The sequence below is a fragment of the Thermobifida alba genome, assembly GCF_023208015.1.
GTDB lineage: Bacteria > Actinomycetota > Actinomycetes > Streptosporangiales > Streptosporangiaceae > Thermobifida > Thermobifida alba.
The window spans coordinates 3,910,920-3,936,001 of the sequence record NZ_CP051627.1; the positions used below are offsets into that span (position 1 = coordinate 3,910,920).

Annotated in this window: 26 protein-coding genes; 11 read left to right on the forward strand and 15 right to left on the reverse strand. The window is 70.2% G+C overall.

Annotation, left to right across the window (positions count from 1 at the left end; translation table 11 throughout):
- Window positions 1-193 precede the first annotated feature (193 nt).
- Window positions 194-406 carry a hypothetical protein gene (locus FOF52_RS17360; RefSeq protein WP_248590979.1) on the reverse strand — a complete coding sequence of 71 codons (213 nt, stop codon included), beginning with the start codon at window positions 404-406 and terminating at the stop codon, window positions 194-196.
- A gap of 287 nt (window positions 407-693) precedes the next feature.
- Here FOF52_RS17360 and FOF52_RS17365 point away from each other — a divergent pair, with 287 nt between their 5' ends.
- The 4 genes from FOF52_RS17365 to FOF52_RS17380 are packed head-to-tail and all read left to right on the forward strand — an operon-like array spanning window position 694 to window position 3,885.
- The gene (locus FOF52_RS17365; RefSeq protein WP_248590980.1) at window positions 694-1,032 is read left to right on the forward strand and encodes a hypothetical protein; all 339 of its coding nucleotides are present in this window, start codon (window positions 694-696) and stop codon (window positions 1,030-1,032) included.
- A gap of 13 nt (window positions 1,033-1,045) precedes the next feature.
- Window positions 1,046-1,339, forward strand: coding sequence for a WXG100 family type VII secretion target (locus FOF52_RS17370; protein ID WP_248590981.1), 294 nt, complete (start codon window positions 1,046-1,048; stop codon window positions 1,337-1,339).
- A gap of 21 nt (window positions 1,340-1,360) precedes the next feature.
- Window positions 1,361-1,726 (forward strand): hypothetical protein, encoded by a 366-nt coding sequence (locus FOF52_RS17375; protein ID WP_248590982.1) that lies wholly within the window; start codon window positions 1,361-1,363, stop codon window positions 1,724-1,726.
- 14 nt (window positions 1,727-1,740) lie between these two features.
- Complete coding sequence (locus FOF52_RS17380; protein WP_248590983.1) at window positions 1,741-3,885, forward strand: serine/threonine protein kinase; 2,145 nt, start codon at window positions 1,741-1,743, stop codon at window positions 3,883-3,885.
- A 28-nt stretch (window positions 3,886-3,913) separates the two neighbouring features.
- Here FOF52_RS17380 and FOF52_RS17385 read toward each other — a convergent pair whose 3' ends face one another.
- Entirely contained in the window at window positions 3,914-4,366 is a 453-nt protein-coding gene (locus FOF52_RS17385) for a macro domain-containing protein (RefSeq protein ID WP_248590984.1), read from the reverse strand.
- 255 nt (window positions 4,367-4,621) lie between these two features.
- Window positions 4,622-5,689 (reverse strand): aminotransferase class V-fold PLP-dependent enzyme, encoded by a 1,068-nt coding sequence (locus FOF52_RS17390; protein ID WP_248590985.1) that lies wholly within the window; start codon window positions 5,687-5,689, stop codon window positions 4,622-4,624.
- Window positions 5,690-5,772: 83 nt separating this feature from the next.
- Between FOF52_RS17390 and FOF52_RS17395 the strand changes: the two genes are divergently transcribed.
- Entirely contained in the window at window positions 5,773-6,690 is a 918-nt protein-coding gene (locus FOF52_RS17395; protein WP_248590986.1) for a LysR family transcriptional regulator, read from the forward strand.
- On the opposite strand, the gene FOF52_RS17400 is transcribed toward FOF52_RS17395, so the two are convergent.
- Both FOF52_RS17400 and serS read right to left on the reverse strand, forming a co-directional pair.
- Window positions 6,657-6,968: a type II toxin-antitoxin system VapB family antitoxin gene (locus tag FOF52_RS17400; RefSeq protein ID WP_248590987.1), complete on the reverse strand. Its 312-nt coding sequence runs from the start codon at window positions 6,966-6,968 to the stop codon at window positions 6,657-6,659. The genes FOF52_RS17395 and FOF52_RS17400 overlap by 34 nt on opposite strands.
- A gap of 395 nt (window positions 6,969-7,363) precedes the next feature.
- Window positions 7,364-8,632, reverse strand: coding sequence for a serine--tRNA ligase (serS, locus tag FOF52_RS17405; RefSeq protein ID WP_248590988.1), 1,269 nt, complete (start codon window positions 8,630-8,632; stop codon window positions 7,364-7,366).
- A 248-nt stretch (window positions 8,633-8,880) separates the two neighbouring features.
- Between serS and FOF52_RS17410 the strand changes: the two genes are divergently transcribed.
- Window positions 8,881-9,066, forward strand: a complete 186-nt coding sequence (locus FOF52_RS17410; protein WP_248590989.1) for a hypothetical protein — start codon at window positions 8,881-8,883, stop codon at window positions 9,064-9,066.
- 72 nt (window positions 9,067-9,138) lie between these two features.
- Here FOF52_RS17410 and FOF52_RS17415 read toward each other — a convergent pair whose 3' ends face one another.
- Window positions 9,139-9,735, reverse strand: coding sequence for a PLD nuclease N-terminal domain-containing protein (locus FOF52_RS17415; protein ID WP_248590990.1), 597 nt, complete (start codon window positions 9,733-9,735; stop codon window positions 9,139-9,141).
- A gap of 207 nt (window positions 9,736-9,942) precedes the next feature.
- On the opposite strand from FOF52_RS17415, the gene FOF52_RS17420 reads away from it, so the two are divergent.
- Window positions 9,943-10,545, forward strand: a complete 603-nt coding sequence (locus tag FOF52_RS17420) for an HXXEE domain-containing protein (RefSeq protein WP_248590991.1) — start codon at window positions 9,943-9,945, stop codon at window positions 10,543-10,545.
- A 180-nt stretch (window positions 10,546-10,725) separates the two neighbouring features.
- Window positions 10,726-11,562, forward strand: coding sequence for a GntR family transcriptional regulator (locus tag FOF52_RS17425; RefSeq protein ID WP_341849695.1), 837 nt, complete (start codon window positions 10,726-10,728; stop codon window positions 11,560-11,562).
- Between the two features lie 529 nt (window positions 11,563-12,091).
- Here FOF52_RS17425 and FOF52_RS17430 read toward each other — a convergent pair.
- From FOF52_RS17430 to FOF52_RS17465, 8 genes are all read right to left on the reverse strand, one after another.
- Entirely contained in the window at window positions 12,092-12,319 is a 228-nt protein-coding gene (locus FOF52_RS17430) for a hypothetical protein (protein ID WP_248590992.1), read from the reverse strand.
- 316 nt (window positions 12,320-12,635) lie between these two features.
- Window positions 12,636-12,863 carry a hypothetical protein gene (locus FOF52_RS17435; RefSeq protein WP_248590993.1) on the reverse strand — a complete coding sequence of 76 codons (228 nt, stop codon included), beginning with the start codon at window positions 12,861-12,863 and terminating at the stop codon, window positions 12,636-12,638.
- Between the two features lie 310 nt (window positions 12,864-13,173).
- Entirely contained in the window at window positions 13,174-13,404 is a 231-nt protein-coding gene (locus FOF52_RS17440; RefSeq protein ID WP_248590994.1) for a hypothetical protein, read from the reverse strand.
- Window positions 13,405-13,703: 299 nt separating this feature from the next.
- Window positions 13,704-13,931, reverse strand: a complete 228-nt coding sequence (locus tag FOF52_RS17445; RefSeq protein WP_248590995.1) for a hypothetical protein — start codon at window positions 13,929-13,931, stop codon at window positions 13,704-13,706.
- A gap of 496 nt (window positions 13,932-14,427) precedes the next feature.
- Window positions 14,428-15,489 carry an aspartate-semialdehyde dehydrogenase gene (locus tag FOF52_RS17450; protein WP_248590996.1) on the reverse strand — a complete coding sequence of 354 codons (1,062 nt, stop codon included), beginning with the start codon at window positions 15,487-15,489 and terminating at the stop codon, window positions 14,428-14,430.
- Entirely contained in the window at window positions 15,486-16,757 is a 1,272-nt protein-coding gene (locus tag FOF52_RS17455) for an aspartate kinase (protein ID WP_248590997.1), read from the reverse strand. Before FOF52_RS17455 ends, FOF52_RS17450 begins: the two co-directional genes overlap by 4 nt.
- A gap of 223 nt (window positions 16,758-16,980) precedes the next feature.
- Window positions 16,981-17,580, reverse strand: a complete 600-nt coding sequence (recR, locus tag FOF52_RS17460; protein WP_248590998.1) for a recombination mediator RecR — start codon at window positions 17,578-17,580, stop codon at window positions 16,981-16,983.
- Between the two features lie 90 nt (window positions 17,581-17,670).
- Window positions 17,671-18,003 (reverse strand): YbaB/EbfC family nucleoid-associated protein, encoded by a 333-nt coding sequence (locus FOF52_RS17465; protein ID WP_248593914.1) that lies wholly within the window; start codon window positions 18,001-18,003, stop codon window positions 17,671-17,673.
- Window positions 18,004-18,212: 209 nt separating this feature from the next.
- Here FOF52_RS17465 and FOF52_RS17470 point away from each other — a divergent pair, with 209 nt between their 5' ends.
- Together FOF52_RS17470 and FOF52_RS17475 are read left to right on the forward strand one after the other, a co-directional pair.
- Window positions 18,213-18,578 (forward strand): hypothetical protein, encoded by a 366-nt coding sequence (locus FOF52_RS17470; protein WP_248590999.1) that lies wholly within the window; start codon window positions 18,213-18,215, stop codon window positions 18,576-18,578.
- Window positions 18,575-20,482 carry a glycoside hydrolase family 15 protein gene (locus FOF52_RS17475; protein ID WP_248591000.1) on the forward strand — a complete coding sequence of 636 codons (1,908 nt, stop codon included), beginning with the start codon at window positions 18,575-18,577 and terminating at the stop codon, window positions 20,480-20,482. Before FOF52_RS17470 ends, FOF52_RS17475 begins: the two co-directional genes overlap by 4 nt.
- Here FOF52_RS17475 and dnaE read toward each other — a convergent pair.
- The gene (gene dnaE, locus FOF52_RS17480) at window positions 20,476-24,036 is read right to left on the reverse strand and encodes a DNA polymerase III subunit alpha (protein WP_282573652.1); all 3,561 of its coding nucleotides are present in this window, start codon (window positions 24,034-24,036) and stop codon (window positions 20,476-20,478) included. The genes FOF52_RS17475 and dnaE overlap by 7 nt on opposite strands.
- A 255-nt stretch (window positions 24,037-24,291) precedes the next feature.
- Between dnaE and FOF52_RS17485 the strand changes: the two genes are divergently transcribed.
- The gene (locus tag FOF52_RS17485) at window positions 24,292-25,080 is read left to right on the forward strand and encodes a sporulation protein (protein WP_248591001.1); all 789 of its coding nucleotides are present in this window, start codon (window positions 24,292-24,294) and stop codon (window positions 25,078-25,080) included.
- Window positions 25,081-25,082 lie beyond the last annotated feature (2 nt).

Sequence of the window (25,082 nt, forward strand, 5' to 3'; positions counted from 1 at the left end):
TGATGTCCTTCTGCGTGCTTCGCGGTTCTTCGGTGGAGGATGGAGAAACGCGGTCAGTTCGGTGTGCCGGGCAGGCCGAATGACTCGTTGATGTCGCGGGACAACGACGGCCAGGCACCCTGGTAGCCCTCGGAGGTGTCCAGGTCGGTCAGGGCGGCCTCGGCCGCTCCCGCCTGGATGTTGTTGGCCAGGGTCAGACCGTGGTCCTGACTTTCTTGATGCTGTCGTAGTGGTCGTCGCGGGAACAGGAGTAGCCGTTGCGGACGTAGATACCGGCAGCGTCACGGACCTCGGTGATCAGGTCCTCGAAAGTGTCGGCCAGCCCAGCCATCGCGTTGGCCATTTCCTCGGCCGCTGCTCCCCCGCTGGCTGCCGCTCCGGGATTGGCTCCCGCTTCGTTACCCACGTCTGTGCTCCTGTTCCCCTGATCCGAGGCGGACAATGCGCCAAAAGTTCAGAAAGAGATCTGTGTCGCTCTGAGGTCGCAGGGTAACCGTGGAAATTGTCCAGAAAGTTGCTTTTAAGTCCGGTTGCCACATGTGGCCACCGAATTGACTCGTCACCTACCGCGTCACTAGCGTCACGAAAAGCCAGGCTGGTGAAGGACGTCCGAAGGACGAGAGCCGCCGGAAGAACGCTTCCGCACGTGTACGAACCCCCTGGTCACCGGCTTTCTTTGCGGAGAGGACAACCATGAACGCTTATGTCGGCCTGACCCAGGCCGATGCCCTCGGGACGGGTGGGCAGCAGCTCGGGATCGAGGCGGAGGGGCTGCGCGGCCAGCTGAACAACCTGATCGCCGACATGGAGAACGACGGCCAGTCGCTGCAGGGAAGCGCGCTGGCGGAATTCCGCAAGGCGCGTTCCGAACTGAACCAGCGCTTCGACGAACTCATCGCCTGGTGCAACAACAACGGCATCAAGCTGGGTGAGGCCCAGACCCAGGTGACCCAGACCGACGACACCTCCGGTGAGGAGTTCTCCGGGGCCGGAAGCGGACTGGGCGGCCTCGCACGTCCGATCAACCTCTGAGCGGAGGACAGCAGTGGGCAACCAGTACGAGGTCTACGGAAACGTCGGCGGGCTCCAGGACCTGGCGGCCACCCAGCAGGGGTACCTGGGCCGCTTCCAGGGGATCATGGAGCAGATCGACTCCCAGGCGAAGGACACCGTCGGCAAGTGGGAGGGGTCGGGCAGCCCCGAGTTCCAGGCCAAGGCCGAGGAGTACAACACACACTTCTCCGCCGTCAACGACGCCTTCGCCAAGCTCATCGACGCCACCGACGGCGCGGCCAACAACTACGCCAAGCTCTCCAACTACCTGAACGGACTGTTCTAGAAGCCGTAGCGGCCACTCGCGATGCCCGACACCACAGGAACCGACACACCCGCCAGAGGCGCTGACACGCCCGCGGTCCCCGAGGCGTTCCACGCCACCCCCAACGCCGAGCGGTACGTCCTCCAGGCCGACGCACTGCGCCGCCAGCAGTTGCGGGCGGCGCTGCTGTACGGGTCGAGCCGCTACTGGCGGCGGCGTCAGCGGGTCTGGCCCGCGATGATCGCGGGAGCGATCCTCGTCGCGGTCGTGTCCGGCGGCATCGTGGTCGCCAGCGCCTTCGAGAAGCAGCAGGCCATCAACGAGGAACGGTTCCAGCAGTACGGACCGCCGGACCCCTCGGCCGGCCCGGTGGAACCGTCGGCCGCCCCCTCTCCGGCGACGCAGTGAGAGGGGGGACACGGGTGACGGGCCGCCAGCACGGCACTGACTGGGTGACGGGCTTCCACAGCCTGGAAGAGCTGTACCGGGGACGCACCGCGGTGCTGTACCGCGCGGTGCGGTCCAGCACCGGAGCGCACACCGTGCTCAAGGTGATGCGCGACGACGGGTGGACGGAACGCGAGATCGCCGCCACGCGTGCGGTGGCGGGACAGCCCGGCATCGTGACCCTGCTCGATCTGGGCCGCACCGCCACGGGCGAGCCGTTCCTGGCGATGCCCCACTACCCGGAGGGCTCCTATGCGGCGGTCGCCACCCCGGAGGGGCGGCTCACGGTCCGGGAGGCGGCCGCGGTGGGGCGCGCGGTCGCGGCCGGGCTGACCGCCGTGCACGCGCAGGGACTGCTGCACAACGACGTCACCCCCGGCAACATCCTGCGCGCCGGGTCGGGGGCGGTACTCAGCGACTTCGGAGCGGTCGGCCGGATCGGGGAGCCGCCGATACCCGGCGACCTCCGGTCGGAGACCACGCTGCACGCCCCACCCGAGGCGCTGCGCGGCGAACCGCTGTCCGTGGCCTCCGACGTCTACCGACTGGCCTCCACCCTGTGGGCGCTGCTCGCCGGGCGCGCACCGTTCGCCGTGCGGGAGGGCCCTCCCGGCCCCGAGGGCTACCGGGACCGGGTGCTGTCGATGCCCGCCCACCCGGTGCCCGCCCCGGACGTGCCCGAACAGGTGCAGCAGGTGCTGCTCTGCGCGTTGGCGAAAGCCCCGGCAGACCGGTACGCCACTCCGGCGGAGTTCGCCGCCGCCTTGGAGGAGGCCCGGGTCGCGGCGCCCTCTCCGCCACCCGCCCCGGTGCGGGGAGGGCAACCGCCGCCGGAAGCTTCCGCGTCCGGGAGCACGGCCAGACCGCTCTCTCCCCGGTTGCGGGGGCGAGGGCTGCCGCCCAACCGGGGCGAAGCGGACCTCGCGGCCGCTCCGGACTGGATCGCGCCGTCGCCGCCCACGGTCCTGTCCGCACCGACCGGCCCGAACGCGCCGAGCCTCCCCCCTCCCGTGGCGGCACCGCCGACGCCTCCCCCTCCCGCTTCCGGAGGGCACGCGGACCGTCCGCGTGCCCGGACCTCTCCGGAACCGCCCGCCGCCACCGCTCCGCAGGCTCCACCGGGGCCGGTGCGGACCTCCCCGGAGCGGCCCGCGCCCGCGCCGCCGCCCGTCCCCGACGCGCCCACCGGGCCGTCCCCGCTCCCGGGCGGTGCCACCCCGCGGCAGGGGAGGCAGGACGCTCCCCGCACCGGCCCCGTCCCCGCCCCGGCCCCGTTCCCCGCGGGCTCCTCCGAGCCGGTCGACCACCGTCCCCAACCGCCGGCTCCGGCTCCGGCGCCGGTGCCCCCCGCCCCCACCGCGGCCCCGGTCCCCGCACCGGGACGCCTCCGAGACGGCGACGTACGCGAGTGGACGTGGACCCGGCTGGAGGGGTGGAGCGGGACCGCCGAGACGGCGGCGTTGCCGCGCGACGACGCCGACCACCCGGACGGCGTCCGCCGGGACGACGAGGCCGAGGACCCGGTGGCCGCCCCCGTCGGTTCGGTGGGGCGTGAACGGCGTCCGCTGTACGTGGCGGCGGTGGTGCTGGCCATCGTGTTCTTCTCCGGAACGTCGGGCATGCTGTCCCTGCTGTTCCCCGGCCCGTGGTGGGACGGCAGCCTGGTTCCGGAGGCTGCGGCGGAACCGGGCCCGTCGGCGCAGCCGTCGCCGACCCCCTCCCCCTCGCCCAGCGAACCCGTCCTGGTGGCGGCCGAACCCACCGGTATCTGGATGTACGACAACGGCGGCAGTGTCCAGCTGTTCTGGATCGACAACACCGAGGGCGGTGTTCCCCACCACGTGTTCGGCGCACCGGAGGGCCTGCCCCGCGCCTCTGTGCTGGAGGCCGAACCCGGTGCGGAGACCGCGGTCGTCGGCGGCCTCGACCCCGCCCTGGAGTACTGCTTCACCATCGCTGCGGTGGCGGGGGAGAGCGAGGAGCAGATCGTCCACTCCGGGGTGATCTGCACGACACGCGCCGAGGACCTGCTGGCCCAGCAGGAGGAAGCGGAGGGGTCCGCCGAGGAGGACGGTTCCGCGACGGAGGAGGAGAGCCCGGACTCCGACACCGGGGAGTAGCCGGGGACGCCGGCCGGGGCCGGGAGGCTCACCGGGGCTCCCAGAGGCGCACCTCCACCCCGGGGAGGTCGCCGAGGGCTCGCTCCACCAGGGGACGCACCTCGGCCCAGGACAGTCCGCCGTGGCCGCAGCCGAGTGGTGGCACGGCCACGGAGCCGATGGACAGTGCGGTGATCGTGTCCCGCAGGGCGGCCAGGCCGGATTCGATGTCGTCGAGCCGCGAGGGCGACCGCCAGTGGCGTTTCGTGGGGAAGTTGACGACGAACCGGGGCCGTCCGGGGCGGGCCAGTGCGTGGACGTGCATCCGCCCGACCGTGACCTCGCCGCGTTCGCAGGCCGCCCGGTAGTCCCGGTAGTTCTCCGGGAAGGCGCGTTTGAACTGCAATGCGATGCCCTTGCCCATGACGCCCACGGTGTTGACCGCGTTCACCAGGGCGTCGACGTCCGCGTCGAGCAGGTCGCCGTGGCCGGGGGTGATCAAGGTGCCGTCTCCCTTCGCCGCACCCCACCGCGGTGGGACGGGGCCGAGGTTCCGCTTCCGTCCCCGAGGGCGGGAGTTCCACCACGATCTGTAGCGGGCCGGTCCGACAGTCGGCGGGAGATACCGCGGGGCCGCCTGCGCGGGCGGGGGCGGGAGTGCGCGGACCGCCCGCGGCCGCACGCACGCGGTACCGGTGATCCGCTCGTGGACGTCGGCGTGGCCTGCCGACGGCGTCCCGCGAGCGTCCCGGGGGCGCTACCCGCGCAGGTGGGCGCCGACTGCCTCGACCGCGCGGTCCACGTCGGCGGCGTCGGTGGACAGGTGGAAGGCGCAGCGCAGGCGCCCCGCGCGCATGGTCGCGACGACGCCCTGCTCGGCCAGGGCGGCCTCGGCCTTGGCGTCGACCCGCAGGCTGACGATCGCGGAGTCCGTCGGGGGCAGCCCCAGCGCGGCGCAGAACCGGTTGGCCAGTGCGACGTTGTGCGTTCCGATCGCCGCTTCGCCGAGGTCGGCGAGCATCTCCAGGGCCGGGGCCAGGCCCGCCCAGGACGCCCACACCGGGGACAGGTTGAACCGGCGGGCGTCGGAGGCCAGGCGCATCTCCGTCCCGTAGAACGACTCCGCGCCCTCTTCGGCCGCGAACCAGTTGGCGGCGCCCGGGGTCAGGTCGGCCAGGGCCTCCTCGGTTCCGGCGAAGAAGCAGACGCCCCGCGGCCCCAGCAGCCATTTGTAGGCGCTGCACACCAGGTAGTCCACCCGGTCGGCGGGAACGGGCAGCCACCCGGCCGACTGGGTGGTGTCCAACAGCACCCGCGCCCCGTGCGCGGAGGCGGCGGCCAGCAGTGCGGCGACGTCGACGACGTGGCCGTCGGCGGACTGCGCGGCCGAGACCGCGACGAGGTCCACGGTCGGGTCCACCGCGTCGACGATCCGGGCCACCGGTACCGACCGCACCGTGATGCCGCGCCCGGTCAGGGCCAGGAAGGGGTAGGTCACCGAGGTGAAGTCCTCCTCGGCGACCAGCACGGTCGACCTGGCGGGCAGCGACGCCGCGACCAGGCCGACGAACTGGGAGGCCTGCGAGCCGACCGCCACCCGGGACACGGGGAGGCCCACGAGCCGGGCGTAGGCGGCACGCGACCGCTCCACGGCCTCGTCGCAGAAGGCCAGGGTCAGGCGGCCCGCCGCGCGGTCGCGTTCGACGGCCAGCGTCGCCTCGTGGGCGACGCGGGGCGGCAGTCCGTAGGAGGCGGTGTTCAGGTAGACCACGTCTCGGGTGAACTGGTCGCGGATCGAGGCGGGAAGCAGCGGCGCGGTGTCCATGTCTGGATCTTCAGCGAGCACAGACAAAAGCACAAGAAGATTTTTTCGTCATTTCCCATAAAAGGAATTGATATCTTGGGGCTGTGCTGGACCTGACCCGACTACGTGTGCTGCGTGAGGTGGCCCGGCTGGGCTCGATGAGCGCGGCCGCGCGCGCCCTCTCCTACACCCAGCCCGCCGTCTCCCACCACGTCGCCCGGTTGGAGGCGGAGGTGGGCACACCGCTGGTGGTGCGGCACGGACGGGGAGTGCGCCTCACCGAGGCGGGCCGGGTCCTGGTCGGCCACGCCGACGCCGTCCTGACCCGGTTGGCGGCCGCCGAGGAGGAGGTCGCCGCCATCGCGGGGCTGCGGGCGGGCCGGGTCCGGCTGGCCGCCTTCCCCACGGCCACCGCCGGAATCGTGCCGCAGGCCCTGGCCGCGCTGCGGAAACGCGCGCCCGGCGTCACGGTCACCCTCGTCGAGGCCGAGCCGCCGGAGTCGCTGGCCCTGGTCCGGGAGGGCGAGGTGGACGTGGCGGTCGCCTTCGCCTACGACGAGACGCCCCCCGACGCGGACACCGGGATCCGGGAGGTCACGTTCTCCCGGGAACGGGTGCGGCTGCTGCTTCCCGGAGGCCATCCGCTCGCCGCCGAGCACACCGTCGAACTGGCGGCACTGCGTGGTGAGACCTGGGTGGCGGGGTGCGAGCGCTGCCGGTCCCACCTCGTCCACGTCTGCCGTCGGGCGGGTTTCGAGCCGCACGTCGCCTACGCCACCGACGACCACCTGGCCGTGCAGCGCCTGGTCTCCCTCGGCCTGGCGGTCGGAGTGCTGCCGCAGCTCGCGCTGTCGCTGCACCGGGGGGAGAACGTCGCGGTGGCCGACTCCCCGGAACTGGGGTGGCGCCGTCTGTTCGCGGTGGCCGCCGCGGGGCCGGTACCGCCCGCGGCCGCCGCGCTCGTGGACGAGCTCGCCGCCGCGGTGGGTCAGCTCAGCTCCGGGAACCAGGTCGGGTCGTAGACGCGGGCCACCACCGTGTCACGCTGCTGCAGGGCGGCGCGCAGTGCCCGGTGCAGGCCGTCCTCCAGGTAGAGCTCGCCCTTCCACCGCACCACGTGGGGGAACAGGTCGCCGAAGAAGGTGGAGTCCTTGGCGAGCAGATGCTCCAGGTCCAGACTGGCCTTGGTGGTCACCAGCTCGTCCAGCCGCACCTGGCTCGGCGCGATCCGTGTCCACGCGCTCTGCGACAGGCCGTGATCAGGATAAGGACGGCCGTTGCCGACCCGCTTGAAGACCATGCGCCAATAGTAAGTGGAACCGGACAGTCGGTGAGGGACGATCGGGAAACGGACACCCGTATCCAGGAGGGCTTCCCGGGCGGCGGACGGCGCGCCCCTGGTCCGAAGGGGACGGGAAGGCCGACGCCGGAGCGGGAACGGGCGGGGCCGCACCGGCGTCCGCGGTGACCGCCCCTCCACCGGAAGCGGACCGACGGTTGGCAAAGGACGCGGACGAGCGCGGCCGTTGGGCGCCTCTTTCCCGTCCAGACCGCCGGCGGAAGCGCGTCTGCGGCCGCGTCCCAGCGGAAACGGTCACGGCGCCGCAGGGACGCGGCGCCGTGACCCACGGGAAGAGCGGAACGATGTCGCGGGGCCGGGGCCCGGCCCCGCGAGAAACCGGGCCCGGCCGCCGACTACTTCTTGTCGATCGGTTCCAGCACGTCGCGGCCGACGAACGGACGCAGGGCCTCGGGGACCGCCACGGAACCGTCCGCGCGCTGGTGGTTCTCCAGGATCGCGACGATCCAGCGCGTGGTGGCCAGTGTTCCGTTGAGCGTCGCGGCGAACCGCGGCCTGCCGTCGGCGTCGCGGTAGCGGATGTTCAGGCGGCGGGCCTGGAAGTCCGTGCAGTTGGAGGTGGAGGTGAGTTCGCGGTAGCGCCCCTGGCTGGGAATCCACGCCTCGCAGTCGTACTTGCGCGCCGCGCTCGTTCCCAGGTCGCCCGCCGCGATGTCCACCACCCGGTAGGGCACCTCCAGCAGGTCGAGCATCTCGCGTTCCCACGCCAGCAGCCGCAGGTGCTCCTCGTGCGCCTGGTCGGGGTGGGCGTAGACGAACATCTCCACCTTGTTGAACTGGTGCACCCGGATGATGCCGCGCGTGTCCTTGCCGTAGGAGCCCGCTTCGCGGCGGAAGCACGAGGACCAGCCGACGTACCGGGTGGGCAGCGCGTCGGCGGGCAGGATCTCGTCCGCGTGGTACCCGGCCAGCGGCACCTCGGAGGTGCCCACCAGGTACAGGTCGTCGGCGGGCAGGTGGTAGACCTCCGCGGAGTGCTCCCCGAGGAAACCGGTGCCCTCCATGGTGTCGGGCTTGACCAGCACCGGCGGGATCACCGGGGTGAAGCCGTTGGCGGTCGCCCGCTGCATGGCCAGGTTGAGCAGGCCCAGCTCCAGCATCGCGCCGACACCGGTGAGGAAGTAGAACCGCGCCCCGGACACCTTGGCGCCCCGGTCGGTGTCGATGGCGCCGAGCATCTCCCCCAGTTCCAGGTGGTCGCGCGGGGTGAAGTCGAACTCGCGCGGCGTGCCGACCTCCTCGACCACCACGAAGTCGTCGACGCCGCCCACCGGCGCCTCGCTCTCCACCAGGTTCGGCACGGAACGCAGCAGCGCGGAGAGTTCGCCGGAGAGCGCCTCGGCCTCGGCCTCGGCGGACTTGACGTCGGCGGCCAGACTCTTGGCCCGGGCCAGCAGCGCCTCACGCTCGTCCGCCGACGCGCGGGAGACGGACTTGCCGACACTCTTCTGCTCGGCGCGCAGCGACTCGAAACGCGCCAGGGCGGCGCGGTGCCGCGAGTCCAGGTCCAGCAGCCGGTCGACGACGGAGTCGTCTTCGCCACGGGCACGCTGCGACGCGCGCAGACGGTCAGGGTCATCCCGTAGAGCTCGAAGGTCGATCACGTTGAGCAGGGTACCGGTATCGCGGTTTTCAGCACACCGTGTCATACGGTTCTGGAACGATGAGGCCGTCGACCGCATCTAATGAGGTCGACGGACCTGTCACGGGGACACGACGCACGGAGTGGAGGAACTGAGACAGGGGGGAACAGCGAGGTCCCTCGTGGGACGGGTCTCGCTTCGGCCGGCCAAGGACACCGGCCTTTGCTCCGCGCCGGTGCGGCAGCGGAGCGGAAAGGGGGAAGAACACCATGACGCAGAACTGGGGGATGAAGCCGGTCAGCTCGATGACCGCGACGGAGATCTGTGCGGCACTGGATCGGCTCGACGAGGTCGCACCCGGGGACACCGCCCTGGAGTTGGCGTTGCGGCGCGAGCTGTACCGGGTGGCCTCCGAGGACTGGATGTTCGACGAGGACTCGGTCCTGGTGGGCTGAGACCGGCCGGATCTGCGGGTCGACGCCGCCGTTCGAGGGCTCTCCGGCGGCGTCCCTTCGTCTCCGCGTCTCTCACCTGGGGATCCGGGAGCGCGGAATCCGGGTTCGCGTGTCGTGGAACCGTGGGACGGAGTTGCCGTTCGCCGCGGTGGACACCGGTTTGGCGTGTGTTCCGAGCGTGGTCCGGTCGTGGAGTCCGTCGACCGTCTGCCACGGGTGGCCGTTGCGGTCGTACTCCGCGGCGGCGAGGCGGGAGGAGCCGCGGGAAGAGCCGCCGGAACGTCCGTTCACCCGCGACTCCGTCCCGTCGGGCTGGTACCCCGCGAACACCCGTTCCATCCGGTCTCCGAGCAGGTCGTCACGGACGTGCTCGCCACTGCCGAGCGCTTCGTGCCGTCCGCTCCGGACCAGCCCGAGCAGGCTGTTGAGCGGTCCCTGGCGGCCGATGACGAACCACGCCACGGCACCGAGGACCGGCAACTGGAGAACCGTGAGCGACCACAGCAGTTTGCCGCCCCGGGTGAGCGTCCGGGCGGACAGCACGGAGGCCAGGGCCGCGATGACCAGTGTGAGCAGCGCGATCGTGAGCAGACCGCCGAGCACTCCCAGGAGCATGGCGGTGCCGTCCGACATCGGCTGCTGCGTCACGGCTGCCGTGACCCTCCCCATGGGCGACTCCTCCTGCGACTCCTCCAGTCCGTTGTCTCCAGCATGAGGAGTCGCTGCCCAACGCACGCCAGCGGCAAGGCCAGCCCCCGGTAAAACTCCCCGCGAACGCCGACGGCGGAGGACCGGTGGAGGCGGAGCGGCGTACCGGTACCGTTGGTCCGCGGTCCGCTGACGGAGACGGATCCCCGGTGGGAAGGGAGTGCGTCGATGATGGAGAGCCCGGTCGGTGAGTCCAGGGTGCCCGCTGCGGCGACCTGGGGGCTGTTCGTGGCCTGGGCGATCCACGACGCCGAGGAACTGGCGACCATGGCGCACTGGTCCAGGCGGGCGCGGCCCCGTCTGGAGAGGACGCTGCCGTGGGTGCCGCCGACGGTGTGGGACCGCATGGACCTCTCCCAGGAGCACGTGAACCTGTCCATCGGGCTGGTGGGGTGTGTGGTGGCGGCAGCCGCCGCTGACGGCGCCCGCACGAACGGCCGGAGCGTCTTCTACCAGGCCACGCTGGCCGCCCTGGGACTGCACGCCGTCTCGCACGTGGCCTCGGCGGTCGCGACGAGGGGCTACACGCCGGGGATGGTGACCGCGCCACTGGTGGCGGCGCCGTTCGCGCTGTGGGCGCGCCGGGAGCTGCGCCGCGCGGGTGTTCCCCGCGCCGCGGTCTCGCCGGCCGCGGCCCTGCTGTTCGTGCCGCTGGCGGCCGGAGTGCACGGAACGGCCGCTGCGTTGCTCGCCGCTCGGGACCGGTGGCGGCGCCGCTCCCGGAGGGGAGCGGGGGCAGCCGCGGCGGTCCGCCGTCCGTCGGCCCGCTGACCCGGCGGGGAAGTGCGGACCTCCTGCTCGGTTTGTCTGCGCGAGGGCACGACCTGCTGCTTTACTGGGCTCTATGGGCGAGCGTCGACAGGTTTTCGCGGGGGGTTCCGGGTGCTTCGGGGAAACCGTCCCGGCTGAGGGGGCCGGTCGCCTTTGTGGAAGCACGTTCCGTCCGCGCGAGTGGTCGTGATCGAGAAGCCGGGTTATCTGCGGGTCGCCGACAGTCTGCGGGAGCCCATCCTCAACGGGGAGATGCCTCCGGGGACGCGGCTGCCGTCCCGCGCCCAGCTGTCCCACCGCCACTCGGTGAGCGACCAGGTGGCCCGCCGCGCGTTGCGGCTCCTCGTGGAGGAGGGACTGATCGAGGGGCGGGCCGGATCCGGGTACTACGTGCGTGCACCGTCGGCGGAGTTCCTGCTGTCCCGGACCTGCCCCGGCCCGGATCTCGACCCGCTGCGGATCGAACGGCTGGGGGCCCGTACCGAGACCGCGTCCGCCGCGGTGGCGCGGCGGTTGGGGGTGCGGGAGGGCGAGCCGCTGTACCAGACCGAGTGTCTGGGGTACGCGCAGGGCACGCCGGTCGCGTTGCACATCGCGTGGGAGCCGGCCCTGCTCACCCTCAACACCGGGCGGACCCCGGGAGAGCTTCCCGGGCTCGGTGTCGCGGACCGTCTCGCCGGGGTGGGGATCACCGTGGACCGGGTCGAGGAGGAGGTGTCGGTCCGGGGGTTGCGGGAACCGGAAGCGCGGCGGCTCGCTCTGGCGCCGGGCGCGTCCATGCTGGTGGTCCAGCGCACCCACTTCGCCGGACGGTGTCCCGTGGAGACCTCCGACCTCATCGTCTCGGCGGACCACTGTCGTCTCGGTTACCGGTTGGCTCCGTCGCGCGGTGGGGAACAGACGTTCCGGCACAGCGGTAAGCCGTCTCCCGCGGCTCCTCAGGAGGCGGCGGACTCCTCCTCCGCGGGGGTGGCGGGGCCGGAGGGGCCGCCGGGGAAGGAGCGCGTCCAGGGGTGACCCCCTCCGACGGTGTCGTCCGGGGGCTCGTCGAGCAGGGGCACGCCCGAGGGCGGCGGAGGCGGAGCGGCGGGAGCCCGGAGCCGGTTCCACGACGGCCAACCCCGGGCTGGACACGCACCGCACCAGGGGTACGGCCGCCTCGCCGGAGGGGTCGTGGCGGCCGCCGACCAGGAGGGCTGGTCGCTGCCGCTGGACGGGGCCGGGGCGTCACGCCCGCCGTGACCGGCTCCGTCACCTGCGCAGGGGCACGGCATCCTGCGACGTGGTCCGTCAACGGTCCGGGGCAGCCGCCGAACGACGGCTCCGTGCCCGGGCGTCGTCTCTCGGCGACAGTCGACGGCCGGGGCGGGTGAGGTCGGACCGAGTCACGCGGGAAGGCTGCCGGATGCTTTCCCGTGCTGGAAACGCCGCTGGCCCACGCCGCCAAGCGGCGTGGGTCGAGTGCCGGGGCCGCCTCCCGGGCAGGTGCCGTGGGAGGCGGCCGGTGGAGTGGGGTTACCGATCCGTACGGACCGGTGGCGCGCTCCTAGTTGTTGACGTCGTTGACGTTGAGGTTGCCGGCGCAGGCTGCGGAGTTGAGCAGGTTCAGGTTGAGGCCCAGGCCCAGGAGCAGGCCGGCACCGGTGGCCTCCTGCGCCGAGATGCACTGCGCGGCCTCGGTGGCGGTGACCTCGGTGTAGTCACCGGCCAGGGCGGCCGAGGCCCCGGCGCCGACCAGGCCCGCGGTCATCGCGCCCACGGCAGCCAGCTTCATGATTCGCCGCATTTGAGACATACCTTTCAATGACGGTAGCGACAGCCGGAAAGGCCGTCGTTCCAACGGTCGCGTCGATCCGATCGCTCGGTCGCGCATTGCAACAATGCCCCACCGTCGGCGCCCCTGAATGAAGCAACGCGCGTCATGCCATTCCTTTACTTCCGTTGGCAGTTTCATTACTGTCCATTCTGTGGAGGAATGGCCGAGAAGTGGGGGGAATGGGAAACGGAAACCGCCCCCCGCGGAGCGTGCGGGGAGCGGCCGCTCGGAAGACAGCAGAGAAACGTCTCCGAAGCAGAACTGGGATCCGGTCCTAGTCGTTGATGTCGTTGATGTTGACGCTGCCGGTGCAGGCCCCGGAGTTGAGGGCGTTGACGTTCGCGCCCAGGCCGATCAGCAGGCTCAGTCCCTGAGCGGACTCGCCGGCGATGCACTGGGCGGCCTCGGTGGCGGTGATCTCGGTGTAGTCACCGGCCAGGGCGGCCGAGGCCCCGGCGCCGACCAGGCCCGCGGTCATCGCGCCCACGGCAGCCAGCTTCATGATTCGCCGCATTTGAGACATACCTTTCGATGACGGTAGTGACAGCCGGAAAAAGCTGTCGAATCCACTTTTCACGCTGGTCGAGAGGGATTCCCGGACCGCGCACGACAACAATGCCACGAGAATCTTCCCGAGCGCTGCAAGAACTCGTTCCTTGTCATTTCTTTGCGTCGGAGGGCAATGTTGTTACCGCCGGTGTCTGCCGATCGGACGGCGGAGAACACGAGGCCGCCTCCCGCGGGGTTTCCGTGGGAGGCGGCTGTTCCGCTGTGCGGCAGGAAACGTCTCCGAGCCAGAACCGGGTTCGGTCCTAGTCGTTGATGTCGTTGACGTTGACGCTGCCGGAGCAGGCTGCGGAGTTGAGCAGGTTCGCGTTCAGACCCGCACCCACGAGCAGACCGGCGCCGAGGGCCTCCTGGGCCTCGATGCACTGGGCGACCTTGGTGGCGGTGATCTCGGTGTAGTCGCCGCTGGCCAGGGCGGCCGAGGCCCCGGCGCCGACCAGGCCGGCGGTCATCGCACCCACGGCAGCCAGCTTCATGATTCGCCGCATTTGAGACATACCTTTCTCTGATGTCGTCGGTGGCTGGAGAAGAAGCCACCCATCGTCAGCGCGTTCTTCAGAACGTCTCTCTGAACCGCGCACCACAAACAATGCCCCACCCGTCTGCCGGACAGGACCGGAAATCCTGTGTCCTGGACTCTCTTTGCGCCTGTTGGCCTTCTGGTTACCGAGGGGATTCGGGGGAAAAACGAGGCCGCCTCCCGCGGGGTTTCCGTGGGAGGCGGCTGTTCCGCTGTGCGGCAGGAAACGTCTCCGAGCCAGAACCGGGTTCGGTCCTAGTCGTTGATGTCGTTGACGTTGACGCTGCCGGAGCAGGCTGCGGAGTTGAGCAGGTTCAGGTTGAGGCCCAGGCCCAGGAGCAGGCCGACGCCAGTGGCCTCCTGCGTCGAGATGCACTGGGCGACCTCGGTGGCGGTGACCTCGGTGTAGTCGCCGGCCAGGGCGGTCGAGGCCCCGGCGCCGACCAGGCCGGCGGTCATCGCGCCCACGGCAGCCAGCTTCATGATTCGCCGCATTTGAGACATACCTTTCGTCAAAGATCGCCGACGATACGGATCTCGTCGACCAATCCACTTCGGATGCCGAATGTCACCCAGAAGGGCGATGCCCATTGAGCGGCTCCGCAGAAACCTCTCCTCGTCTTTTCTTGCCATCCTTTTACTGTTCTTGCGGAGGCGGTTCCGATGGCTTCTCCTCTGGAAGGAGGGCTGTGGTTCCCCCGAATTCCCGGGAGAGCCGGAGAAAGGTTCCGTGGGAACGCGAAGCGGAACAGAAATTCTCTTTCCGAAAAAAGGGGTCCCGGACCGGGGCCGGGGAGCGGGAGGCGACGACCACCGGCCGACCCGAGACACCCGACCGGACACGGCCGGGCCGGGAACAGAAAACGGGGAGGGCGGAGCCCACCCGACACCGGCGAACCGGACACGTTCACCGGGTCGGCCAGGCGACCAACCCTCCCCGACCGCAGACGCGGAAACAGGCCCCCGCTGGGACTCCGAACTAACCGGCGGTGAACTCCGCCGCAAGCAGTTCGGCGATCTGCGCGGTGTTCAGCGCCGCACCCTTACGCAGGTTGTCCCCGCACAGGAACAGGTCCAGCGACCGCGGGTCGTCGATCGAACGACGGATGCGCCCCACCCAGGTCGGGTCGGTGCCGACCACGTCGGCCGGGGTCGGGAACTCCCCCTTGGCCGGATCGTCCTGCACGACCACCCCGGGAGAGGAGGCCAGCAGCCGACGGGCCTCGTCGGCGTCCACCTCGGTGGCGAAGGTCGCGTGGATCGCGAGCGAGTGAGTGGTGACCACCGGCACGCGCACACAGGTCACCGCCACCCGAAGATCCGGAAGACCGAGGATCTTGCGGGACTCGTTGCGGACCTTCAGCTCCTCCGACGACCAGCCGTCGTCCTTGAGCGACCCGGCCCACGGCACCACGTTCATGGCCAGCGGGGCGGGGAACGGCCCCAGCTCGCCGACCGCGGCCCGCACGTCGCCCGCCCTGGAGCCCAGAGTGCGGTCCGTGGAGACCTTCGCGATCTGGTCGTGCAGGGTGTCGACCCCCTCCTGGCCCGCACCGGAGGCGGCCTGGTAGGAGCTGACCACCAGGTCGGTGAGCCCGTAGGCCCGGTGCAGCGCGCCGATCGCCACGATCATCGACAGCGTGGTGCAGTTCGGGTTGCTGATGATGCCGCGCGGCCGGTTCCGGACCTGTTCGCCGTTGACCTCGGGTACCACCAGCGGCACGTCGTCGTCCAACCGGAACGCGCCGGAGTTGTCGACGGCGACCGCGCCCCGCGCCACCGCGACCGGAGCCCACTCCTTCGACACCTCGTCGGGGACGTCGAACATCGCCACGTCCACCCCGTCGAAGACCTCCGGAGCCAGTGCCTGGACCTCGACCTCCTCACCGCGCACGGTGAGCCGCTTGCCCGCGGAACGGGCCGACGCCACCAGGCGGATCTCCCCCCACACGTTCTCGCGGGTGGAGAGGATGTCCAGCATGACAGTGCCCACGGCGCCGGTAGCCCCGACGACGGCGAGAGTGGGAAGACGGTTGCTCATCGGCCGGTACCTCCGTAAACGACGGCCTCTACCTGATCGGCGTCCAACTGGAACTCACTGTGCGCGGCGGCCACCGCGGCGTCCACGTCGTCCTGCTCCACCACGATCGAGATGCGGATCTCGGAGGTGGAGATCATGTCGATGTTGATGCCCTGCCGGGCCACGGCGTCGAAGAACCGGGCGGTGACCCCCGGGTAGGAGCGCATGCCCGCACCGATCAGCGACACCTTGCCGATCCGGTCGTTGTACAGCAGCGACTCGAAACCGACCTTGTCCTGGATCTTCTTCAGCGCGGCCAACGCGCTCTGCCCCGAGTCGGAAGGAAGGGTGAAGGAGATGTCGGTGCGCGAGGTGGACGCCGCGGACACGTTCTGCACGATCATGTCGACGTTGATCTCGGCATCGGCCAGGGCCTTGAAGATCGCCGCCGCCTCCCCGACGCGGTCGGGCACGCCCACGACCGTGATCTTGGCCTCGCTCCGGTCATGCGCCACGCCGGAGATGATCGGTTGTTCCATGCCTTCGGTTTCCTCAACTTCCGAGACGACCCAGGTACCGGGCTTCTGATTGAAAGACGAGCGCACGTGCAGCGGGATGCCGTACCGTCGGGCGTACTCCACGCAGCGCAGGTGCAGGATCTTGGCGCCGGAGGCCGCCATCTCCAGCATCTCTTCGTAGGAGATCTTGGGGATGCGCCGGGCGGAGGGGACGATACGCGGATCAGCGGTGAACACGCCGTCCACGTCGGTGTAGATCTCGCACACGTCGGCGTTGAGCGCGGCGGCGAGCGCGACGGCCGTGGTGTCCGAACCTCCGCGCCCCAGGGTGGTGATGTCCTTGCTGTCCTGCGACACCCCCTGGAAGCCGGCGACGATGCAGATCGCGCCCTCGGCGAGCGCGTCCTTGATCCGGCCCGGGGTGACGTCGATGATCTTCGCGTTGCCGTGCAGGGACGTGGTGATGACACCCGCCTGCGAACCGGTGAAGGAACGGGCCTCGTAGCCCAGGTTCCCGATGGCCATCGCGACGAGCGCCATCGAGATCCGCTCCCCGGCGGTCAGCAGCATGTCCAGTTCCCGCCCCGGGGGAAGCGGACTCACCTGCTCCGCGAGGTCGAGAAGTTCGTCGGTGGTGTCGCCCATGGCGGAGACCACGACGACCACGTCGTATCCGGCCTTCTTCTGAGCGACGATCCGTTGGGCCACTCGCTTGACGGCCTCCGCGTCAGCCACGGACGATCCGCCGTACTTCTGCACGATCAAAGCCACGGTCGGCGCTCCTGAGGAATCGGGTTCACAATAATCGACCAGCCAGTCTAGTGATCGGGTTGTTCGCGGCTCCCAGCACTCCGACAGGGGCCAAGGCAGGGAGGTACCCGCGAAGGGGACAGGGATATCCACAAAGCCGCGGACAGCGACCACCCGGACACGGCTCTCGCCCGGCCGGGTGATCCGCCACGGCCGCTGGGGCGAGGGGGCTGAGGTCCGACTCTCAGAAGTCGAGGGCGCGGCGGCCCTCGAAGGCCCGACCCAGGGTGACCTCGTCAGCGTATTCGAGGTCGCCTCCCACGGGCAGGCCACTGGCGAGCCGGGTGACCTTCAGCCCCAAGGGTTTGAGCAGGCGTGCCAGGTAGGTGGCGGTCGCCTCTCCCTCCAGGTTCGGATCGGTGGCCAGGATCACCTCGGTGACCCGACCGTCCGAGAGGCGCGCCATCAGTTCTTTGACACGCAGGTCGTCGGGGCCGACACCCTCGATGGGGCTGATCGCACCGCCCAGCACGTGGTAGCGGCCGCGGAACTCCCGCGTCCGCTCGATGGCCACGACGTCCTTGGGCTCCTCGACGACGCAGACGACCGCGTCGTCGCGGCGCGGGTCGCGGCAGATCCGGCACTGGGTCTCCTCGGCGACGTTGCCGCACACGGAACAGAACCGGACCCGCTCCTTGACCGCGACAAGCGCGTTGACCAGGCGCTTGACGTCGGCGGTCTCCGCCGAGAGCAGGTGGAAGGCGATACGTTGCGCGCTTTTCGGACCGACGCCAGGCAGCCGCCCGAGTTCGTCGATCAGATTCTGAACCGCGCCTTCGTACATGTCCCGCCTACTCGTGGAGTGCTTGCTACCACCGTAGTGGAGTCACCCGACCGGTGGGGACCCCACCCTCGCCAGAACCGGTCGTCCCGCTCAGAAACCGGGAAGTCCCGGGATGCCGCCGCCCAGCCCCTGCGCGAGCGGTCCCATCTTCTGCTGCTGGATCTCCTCCACCATGCGCTCGGCGTCGCGGATGGCCGCGAGCACCAGGTCGGCGATGGTCTGCGCGGTGTCGGACACGTCGTCGGGGTCGACCGCCTTCGGGTCGATGGAGATGTCCTCGACCTGTCCGCGTCCGTTCATGGTGACACTGACCAGGCCGCCGCCGGAGGAACCCGTCACCCTGGTTTCGTCCAACTCCTGCTGGGCCGCCATGAGCTGCTGCTGCATCTGCTGCGCCTGCTGCAGGATCGCCTGCATGTCCATTCCGCCGCCGGGATTCACTGTTTCCCTCCTTGGTCCGGGGTTGTCCGTGCCTGCGAGCCTAGCCGTTCCACCGGTCCACAACTCCGCCTCCGACGGGCCCCGCCACGGGTTTACGGGCCGGTGGCGGGGATAGCCGAAACATCCGACCCGCGCAACGGTCACGGACGTCGACACACCCGAAAGGGCCTCGAAGCAGACGGGAAGCACCCATGACGACGTACGGTTCTCCCTCCTCCCACGAGCAGCTTCCCCCCGAAGCCCCGGCGGGCAAGGCGTGCACGGCACGGGAGGCCGGACTCGTCGAGGACGTGCGCTCCGGCCACTGCGCGCCATGGAGTATCCACCGGGACCGTCCGGTCCGGGCGGCCCCGGAGCCGGGACGCCGCGCCCGCTCCGTGACCGTGGTCCGGTCCGCCGTCCCGGAACGCGTGTCTTCCGGACAGCCCCGGACGGTGCTGCGCCACGGACAGGCCCACCACAGTTCCGACAGGGCGGCGGTCCGCCACGTCAGCGGAGAGCAGTACTTCCCCACCGGCCTGTTCGACAGACACGTGCCATCGGAGTGGCGGCCATGAACACGACGGAATTTCCACCGATCAGTGAGTATGCGATGCTGTCCGACTGCCGCACCGCCGCACTCGTCGCCCCGGACGGTGCGGTGGAGTGGCTGTGCGCGCCCCGCTTCGACAGCCCCAGCGTCTTCGCTCGGCTGCTGGACCGGCGCAGCGGCGGGGCCTGGGAGTTGACGGTGCCCGACGCCACCCCGGTCGAACGGGGCTATGTCGGAGAGACGCTGGTGCTCCGCACCCGCTGGCGGGCCCCGCAGGGGAGTGCGGTGGGCCACGACTTCCTGGCGGTCCTCCCCCGCGGCCCCGAGGGCGTCGTGTCCGCCGGAATCCTGGTCCGCCTGGTCCACTGTGAACAGGGCACGGTTCGGGTCCGCTCCCGGGTCCTGGCCCGTCCCGACTACGGTGCCCGCGACCCCCGCTGGGAGGCGCGGGACGGCGTACTCGTCGAGGACGGCAGCGGCATCCTGCTGTCCGGCCACGGCGGAGCCGTCCCCGGCCGGGAAGGGGGCGTCGTGACGGAGACCGTTCTGCACGCCGGCGAGTCGCTGGCGCTCGGCCTCGACTACACGGGGGACACGCTGCGCCGGGTCGACGCCGCGAGCGCGCACCACCTGCTCGACCGCTCGGTGCGGGCCTGGCGGACCTGGTCGTCCACCACCGACTACGACGGGGTGGCGGCCGACTGGGTGCGGCACAGCACCGTCGTCCTGCGGGGCCTCATGTTCGAGGAGAGCGGCGGCCTCGTCACGGCCCCCACCACATCGCTGCCGGAGCGGTGGGGAGGGCGGCGCAACTGGGACTACCGCTACGTGTGGAACCGCGACTCCGCCCTGGTGGTGCTCACGCTGCTGGGCATGGGCCACCACCAGGAAGCCGGCCGCTACCTGCGTTTCCTGCTGGACTACTGCATCAGAAAGGAGAGCCGGGTACCGCCGACGGCCCGGATCGACCAGGGCCCGGTCCCCGACGAGATCGTGCTGGAGCACCTGGGCGGCTACCGCGGCCTCCGCCCGGTGCGCATCCACAACAACGCCTACAGGCAGCACCAGCTCGACGTCTACGGGCACATCCTCGACGTGGCGTTCGACTACCACGAGGTCACCGGACGGCTCTGCGCGGCCGACCTCGACGAGCTGCGCACGGTGGTGGAGGCGGCACGCCGACTGTGGCGCCAGCCCGACTCCGGGATGTGGGAGGTCCGCAGCGGCCAACGGCACTGGACCGTCTCGAAACTGTACGCGTGGGTGTGCTTCGACCGCGCGGTCCGCCTCTTCGAACGGACCGGGGGCGTCTCCGCCGACACGTTGGACGCGTGGCGCGCCGAACGCGGCATGGTCCGCGCCGACCTGATGGCCAAGGGATACCACCCCGGTCTCGGCAGGTTCGTGCAGTCCTACGGCTCGGCCGACGTCGACGGGGCGCTGCTGCGCATCCCGCTGGCGGGGTTCCTCCCCGGCGACGACCCCCGGGTACTGGCCACCATCGACCGCATCGACACCGAGCTGGGCGAAGCCGGTTTCCTGGTGCACCGCTACGACCCCTCCGCGACCCGCGACGGCGTCGACGACGGCCCCGAGGAGGCGTTCCTGCTCAGCTCCTTCGAGATGGTGTCGGCGCTGGTGATGGCGGGCCGGGTGGAGGAGGCGCGGCGGCGTTTCGACGCCCTGTGCGCCCGCGCCGGACCCTTCCGGCTGTTCTCCGAGAAGATGGCCGCGGACGGGACCATGTTCGGCAACTACCCGCAGGTGTTCGTCCACCTGGCGCTGATCGAGGCGGCGACCAACCTGGACGAGGCGCTCCGCGGGGACTCCCTCCGTGCCAGGGCGCACCGCCGCGGCCGAGTGCGCGGACGACCGGGGGCGGAGACCGTCACGGCAGGCCCCGCGCCCCCCGGTCGACCAGGTCAGTAGGTGATCGCCTCGGGCCCCAGGATGCCCTTGATCTCACCGGAGAACTCGGGGCTGACCCGCACCGGGTAGTCGTCGACCGCGAAGATCCGCGACCGCAGCGGGTTGTCCACCCGGATCCGCACCGGCGTGTCGCCGCGGTGGCTGCGCAGCGCCTGCTTGAGGTCGTTGATCAGCTCCCTGGTGATCCGCTTCTCCGGGATCGTGAGCAGGACCGGGGGCTCCCCCTCGGAGACGTGGGAGATGTCCAGGATCGACATCTCCGACACGAAGATCGAATAGGTGCCCTCCCGGTCGTTGAGCCGCCCCTTGACGGTGACCGCGGTGTCCTCCACCAGGGCGTCCACGTACAGCGGGTAGGTCTTGGGGAAGAACAGCGCCTCGATCGAGGCGTCGAGGTCCTCGATCGTGGCGATCGCCCACTGGTTGCCCGCCTTGTTGATGCGCTTCTCCACCTTGGAGATCAGGCCCGCGATGCGTACCTCGTCGTTGTTGCGGCGCTCGCCGTTGACGACCTCCAGCAGGGAGGCGTCCCTGGACCGCGCCAGGATGCGTTCGGCGCCCGCCAGCGGGTGGCTGGACACGTACAGCCCCAGCATCTCCCGCTCGAACGCGAGTTTGGTCTTGCGGTCCCACTCCTCGCCGGTCCAGTTGATGGTGAGGCCGATCGGCGCGGCCCCCTCCTCCTCGTCGTCCCCGCCGAACAGGTCGAACTGACCGTTGGCCTCCTGCTTCTTGGAGGTGATGACGGCGTCGACCGCCGCCTCGTGGTGGCGGTACAGGTCCAGGCGCGAGTGGCCGAGCGAGTCGAACGCGCCCGCCTTGATCAGCGACTCGATGACGCGCTTGTTGCAGACGGCCAGTTCGATCTTGGACAGGAAGTCCACGAAGGAGGTGAACTTCCCCTTCTCCTCGCGGGTCTTGATGATGGACTCCACGACGTTGGCGCCCACGTTGCGGACCGCGCCCATGCCGAAGCGGACGTCGCTGCCGACCGGGGTGAACCGCAGGCCCGACTCGTTGACGTCGGGCGGCAGCACCCGGATGCCCATCTTGCGGCACTCGGCCAGGTAGACGGCCATCTTGTCCTTGTCGTCGCCCACCGAGGTGAGCAGCGCCGCCATGTAGGACGCGGGATGGTTGGCCTTGAGGTAGGCGGTCCAGTAGGAGACCACGCCGTAGGCGGCGGAGTGCGACTTGTTGAAGGCGTAGCCGGAGAACGGGAGCATGACGTCCCACAGCGTCTGGATGGCCTCCGCGGAGAAGCCGCGCTCCAGCATGCCCGAACGGAACGTCTCGTACTCCTTCTCCAGGACCTCCTTCTTCTTCTTGCCCATCGCGCGGCGCATCAGGTCCGCGCCGCCCAGCGTGTACCCGGCGAGCTGCTGGGCGATCGCCATGATCTGCTCCTGGTAGACGAGCAGGTGGTAGGTCTCGGAGAGGATCGGGTCCAGAGCCTCCTTCAGCTCCGGGTGGATCGGGGTGACCTCCTGGCGTCCGTTGGAGCGGTCGGCGTAGTCGTTGTGCGCGTTGGCGGCCATCGGACCGGGCCGGTACAGCGCGCTGACCGCGGAGATGTCGCTGAAGTACTTGGGCTGCATGCGCTTGAGCAGCGCGCGCATGGGACCGCCGTCGAACTGGAAGACGCCGAGGGTGTCGCCGCGGGACAGCAGTTCGTAGGTCTTCTTGTCGTCCAGCGGCAGGTTCGCCAGGTCGAGTTCCTTGCCCTCGTTGGCCTTCACGCTCTGCACCGCGTCGTCGATGATCGTCAGGTTGCGCAGGCCCAGGAAGTCCATCTTCAGCAGGCCCATCTCCTCGCACTGGGGGTACGGGAAGCCCGTGATGATGGCGCCGTCGGTGTCGCGCTTGTGCAGCGGGATGACGTCGAGCAGCGGCTCGGAGGAGAGGATGACGCCCGCGGCGTGCACACCGGTGCCCCGGGTCAGGCCCTCCAGACCGCTGGCGGTCTCGTAGACCTTGCGGACGTCCGGGTCGGACTCGATGAGCTGGCGCAGCTCGACCGCCTCGTGGTAGCGGGGGTGCGACTCGTCGAAGACCGCGGAGAGCGGGATCTCCTTGCCCATGACGGCGGGCGGGAACGCCTTGGTGATCTTGTCGCCGAGCGCGTAGGGGTAGCCGAGGATGCGGGTGGCGTCCTTGATGGCCGCCTTGGCCTTGATGGTGCCGAAGGTGAGGATCTGCGCGACCCGCTCCTCGCCGTAGCGTTCGGTGACGTAGCGGATCATGTCGCCGCGCTTACGCTCGTCGAAGTCCAGGTCGATGTCGGGCATCGACACGCGTTCGGGGTTGAGGAACCGCTCGAACAGCAGGCCGTAGGGCATCGGGTTGAGGTCGGTGATGCCGAGGATGTAGGCGATCATCGACCCGGCGGCGGAGCCCCGCCCCGGGCCCAGCGCGATCCCGGAGCGGCGCGCGTACTGGCAGATGTCGGCGACGACGAGGAAGTAGGCGGGGAACCCCATCTTCTCGATGACGTTCAGCTCGTACTCGATGCGTTCACGCGTCTCCCGGTCGGGCCCGTCGGGGAACCGGCTGGGGATGCAGCGCTCCACCTCCTTGCGCAGCCAGCTCGCCTGGGTCTCGCCCTCCGGCACCGGGAACTTGGGCATCAGGTCGCGGGGCTGGAACACCTCGTCGTAGGCGCCGTCCTCGACCTGCTCGGCGATCCACAGGGTGTTGCGGCAGCCCTCGGCCCACTCATCGAAGTGGTTGAGGTCGCGCATCTCGTCGGCGCTCTTGAGGTAGTAGCCGGTGCCGTTGAACCGGAAGCGGGTGGGGTCGTCGAGGTTCTTGCCGACGCCCACGGCCAGCAGCGCGTCGTGCGCGGCGGCCTGGTCCTCGGTGACGTAGTGGGAGTCGTTGGTGACCAGGGGGCGCAGGCCCAGTTTCCTGCCGACGGACAGCAGGCCGGAGCGGACCTCGCGTTCGATGTCGATGCCGTGGTCCATCAGCTCCAGGAACACCGAGTCGCGGCCGAAGATGTCCTGGAGCTTGCCCGCGTACTCGATGGCCTCGCGTTCCTGGCCGAGCCGCAGCCGGGTCTGCACGCCGCCGGAGGGGCATCCGGTGGTGACCATGATGCCCTCGCTGTACTGGGCCATCAGGTCCAGGTCCATGCGCGGTTTGGTGTAGTAGCCCTCGATGGAGGCCAGGGACGACAGCCGGAAGAGGTTGCGCAGCCCCTTGGCGTTCTTCGCCCACATGGTCATGTGCAGGTAGCGGCCGCCGCCGGAGACGTCCTTGCCGCCCTCGGCCGCGTCGTCGCCGGTCTTGCCCTGCCCCCAGAACACCCGCTGCTTGTGGAAGCGGGACTCGGGCGCCACGTACGCCTCGATCCCGATGATCGGCTTGACCCCGGTGCCCTTGGAGGTCTGCCAGAACTCGTAGGAGCCGAACATGTTGCCGTGGTCGGTCATCGCCACGGCGGGCATGCCCAGCCGGGCCGCCTCGGCGAACAGCGGCTTGAGCTTGGCAGCCCCGTCCAGCATCGAGTACTCGGTGTGGACGTGCAGGTGGACGAAGGGATCGTTCGTCACGGTGCGACTACTCCCAACGCGACTTGGAGAAGAGACGGGTGTGGCTCATGAGCCTACGACTCTCCCATGCCCCGTGGGACGCCATCCACAGGTGCGGAACGCGACGGACACGGCTTTTCCCCAGGACGCCGTCCACCGGGGCCCGTGGTGCCGGAACGTCCGACCCTGCGGCCGGAACCGGCAGAACCCCAACAAACCACCGGGGATTCTGCGAATCTGGTACGCGTCCACCCCACCACCCCCGGAAGGATGCCGATGGTCCTCAAGCGCCTCATGCGCGTCTTCGGCGTCGGCGGCCCCACCGTCGAGACCGTGTTCGACTCCACCGAGGTGGCCCCCGGCGGGACCCTCACCGGACGGGTCGAGGTCACCGGCGGGGACCACGACACCGAGATCGAGAAGATCACCCTCACCCTGGAGGCGGAGGTCGAGCACGAGTACGAGTACACGACCGAGGACTCCGAGGGCGAGGAGGTGGAGCACGAGGGCGAGTACACCGCCACCCGCTCCTGGGGCCGCCTCCTGGTCTGCGAGGCCTTCTCCCTGCCCGCCGGGGAGCACCGGGTCTTCGGGTTCGAGCTGCCCGTCCCGTTCGAGGCGCCCCTCACCGTCTCCGGCGGGACCCCGCTGAACGGGCCGAAGGTCGGCGTGCGCACCCGGCTGCACGTCGACCGGGCGTTCGACAAGAGGGACCTGGACCCGCTCGCCGTGCACGCGCTGCCGGTGCAGGAACGGATCCTCACCGCCCTCGACGAGTTGGGGTTCCAGCTCGTCGAATCCGACCTGGAGCCCGGAGAACTCATCGGCACCGACCAGACGCTCCCCTTCCACCAGGAGATCGAGTTCGGGGCCAGCCCCCGCTACGAGGCCGTCGGAGACCTGGAGGTCTCCTTCGTCACGGACGAGGAGGGCGCCCACGTCGTCTTCCAACTCGACGGCCTGGACGACCGCGGCCACACCTTCCGGGTCTCCCACGCCGAGGCCGAGACCACCGACTGGGCCGAGCGGCTCGCCTCCGAACTGGAGGCCGCGATGAACCGCTGACC

What these genes read in the sequence shown, in the direction of transcription:
- FOF52_RS17465 (WP_248593914.1), bottom strand. Translation starts at nt 18,003, where the DNA reads ATGGACATGCAGGCGATCCTGCAGCAGGCGCAGCAGATGCAGCAGCAG.
- FOF52_RS17485 (WP_248591001.1), top strand. Translation starts at nt 24,292, where the DNA reads ATGGTCCTCAAGCGCCTCATGCGCGTCTTCGGCGTCGGCGGCCCCACC.
- FOF52_RS17400 (WP_248590987.1), bottom strand. Translation starts at nt 6,968, where the DNA reads ATGGTCTTCAAGCGGGTCGGCAACGGCCGTCCTTATCCTGATCACGGC.
- FOF52_RS17420 (WP_248590991.1), top strand. Translation starts at nt 9,943, where the DNA reads ATGATGGAGAGCCCGGTCGGTGAGTCCAGGGTGCCCGCTGCGGCGACC.
- recR (WP_248590998.1), bottom strand. Translation starts at nt 17,580, where the DNA reads ATGTACGAAGGCGCGGTTCAGAATCTGATCGACGAACTCGGGCGGCTG.
- FOF52_RS17430 (WP_248590992.1), bottom strand. Translation starts at nt 12,319, where the DNA reads ATGAAGCTGGCTGCCGTGGGCGCGATGACCGCGGGCCTGGTCGGCGCC.
- FOF52_RS17450 (WP_248590996.1), bottom strand. Translation starts at nt 15,489, where the DNA reads ATGAGCAACCGTCTTCCCACTCTCGCCGTCGTCGGGGCTACCGGCGCC.
- FOF52_RS17445 (WP_248590995.1), bottom strand. Translation starts at nt 13,931, where the DNA reads ATGAAGCTGGCTGCCGTGGGCGCGATGACCGCCGGCCTGGTCGGCGCC.
- FOF52_RS17410 (WP_248590989.1), top strand. Translation starts at nt 8,881, where the DNA reads ATGACGCAGAACTGGGGGATGAAGCCGGTCAGCTCGATGACCGCGACG.
- FOF52_RS17435 (WP_248590993.1), bottom strand. Translation starts at nt 12,863, where the DNA reads ATGAAGCTGGCTGCCGTGGGCGCGATGACCGCGGGCCTGGTCGGCGCC.
- FOF52_RS17475 (WP_248591000.1), top strand. Translation starts at nt 18,575, where the DNA reads ATGAACACGACGGAATTTCCACCGATCAGTGAGTATGCGATGCTGTCC.
- FOF52_RS17415 (WP_248590990.1), bottom strand. Translation starts at nt 9,735, where the DNA reads ATGGGGAGGGTCACGGCAGCCGTGACGCAGCAGCCGATGTCGGACGGC.
- FOF52_RS17375 (WP_248590982.1), top strand. Translation starts at nt 1,361, where the DNA reads ATGCCCGACACCACAGGAACCGACACACCCGCCAGAGGCGCTGACACG.
- FOF52_RS17470 (WP_248590999.1), top strand. Translation starts at nt 18,213, where the DNA reads ATGACGACGTACGGTTCTCCCTCCTCCCACGAGCAGCTTCCCCCCGAA.
- FOF52_RS17365 (WP_248590980.1), top strand. Translation starts at nt 694, where the DNA reads ATGAACGCTTATGTCGGCCTGACCCAGGCCGATGCCCTCGGGACGGGT.
- FOF52_RS17390 (WP_248590985.1), bottom strand. Translation starts at nt 5,689, where the DNA reads ATGGACACCGCGCCGCTGCTTCCCGCCTCGATCCGCGACCAGTTCACC.
- FOF52_RS17440 (WP_248590994.1), bottom strand. Translation starts at nt 13,404, where the DNA reads ATGAAGCTGGCTGCCGTGGGTGCGATGACCGCCGGCCTGGTCGGCGCC.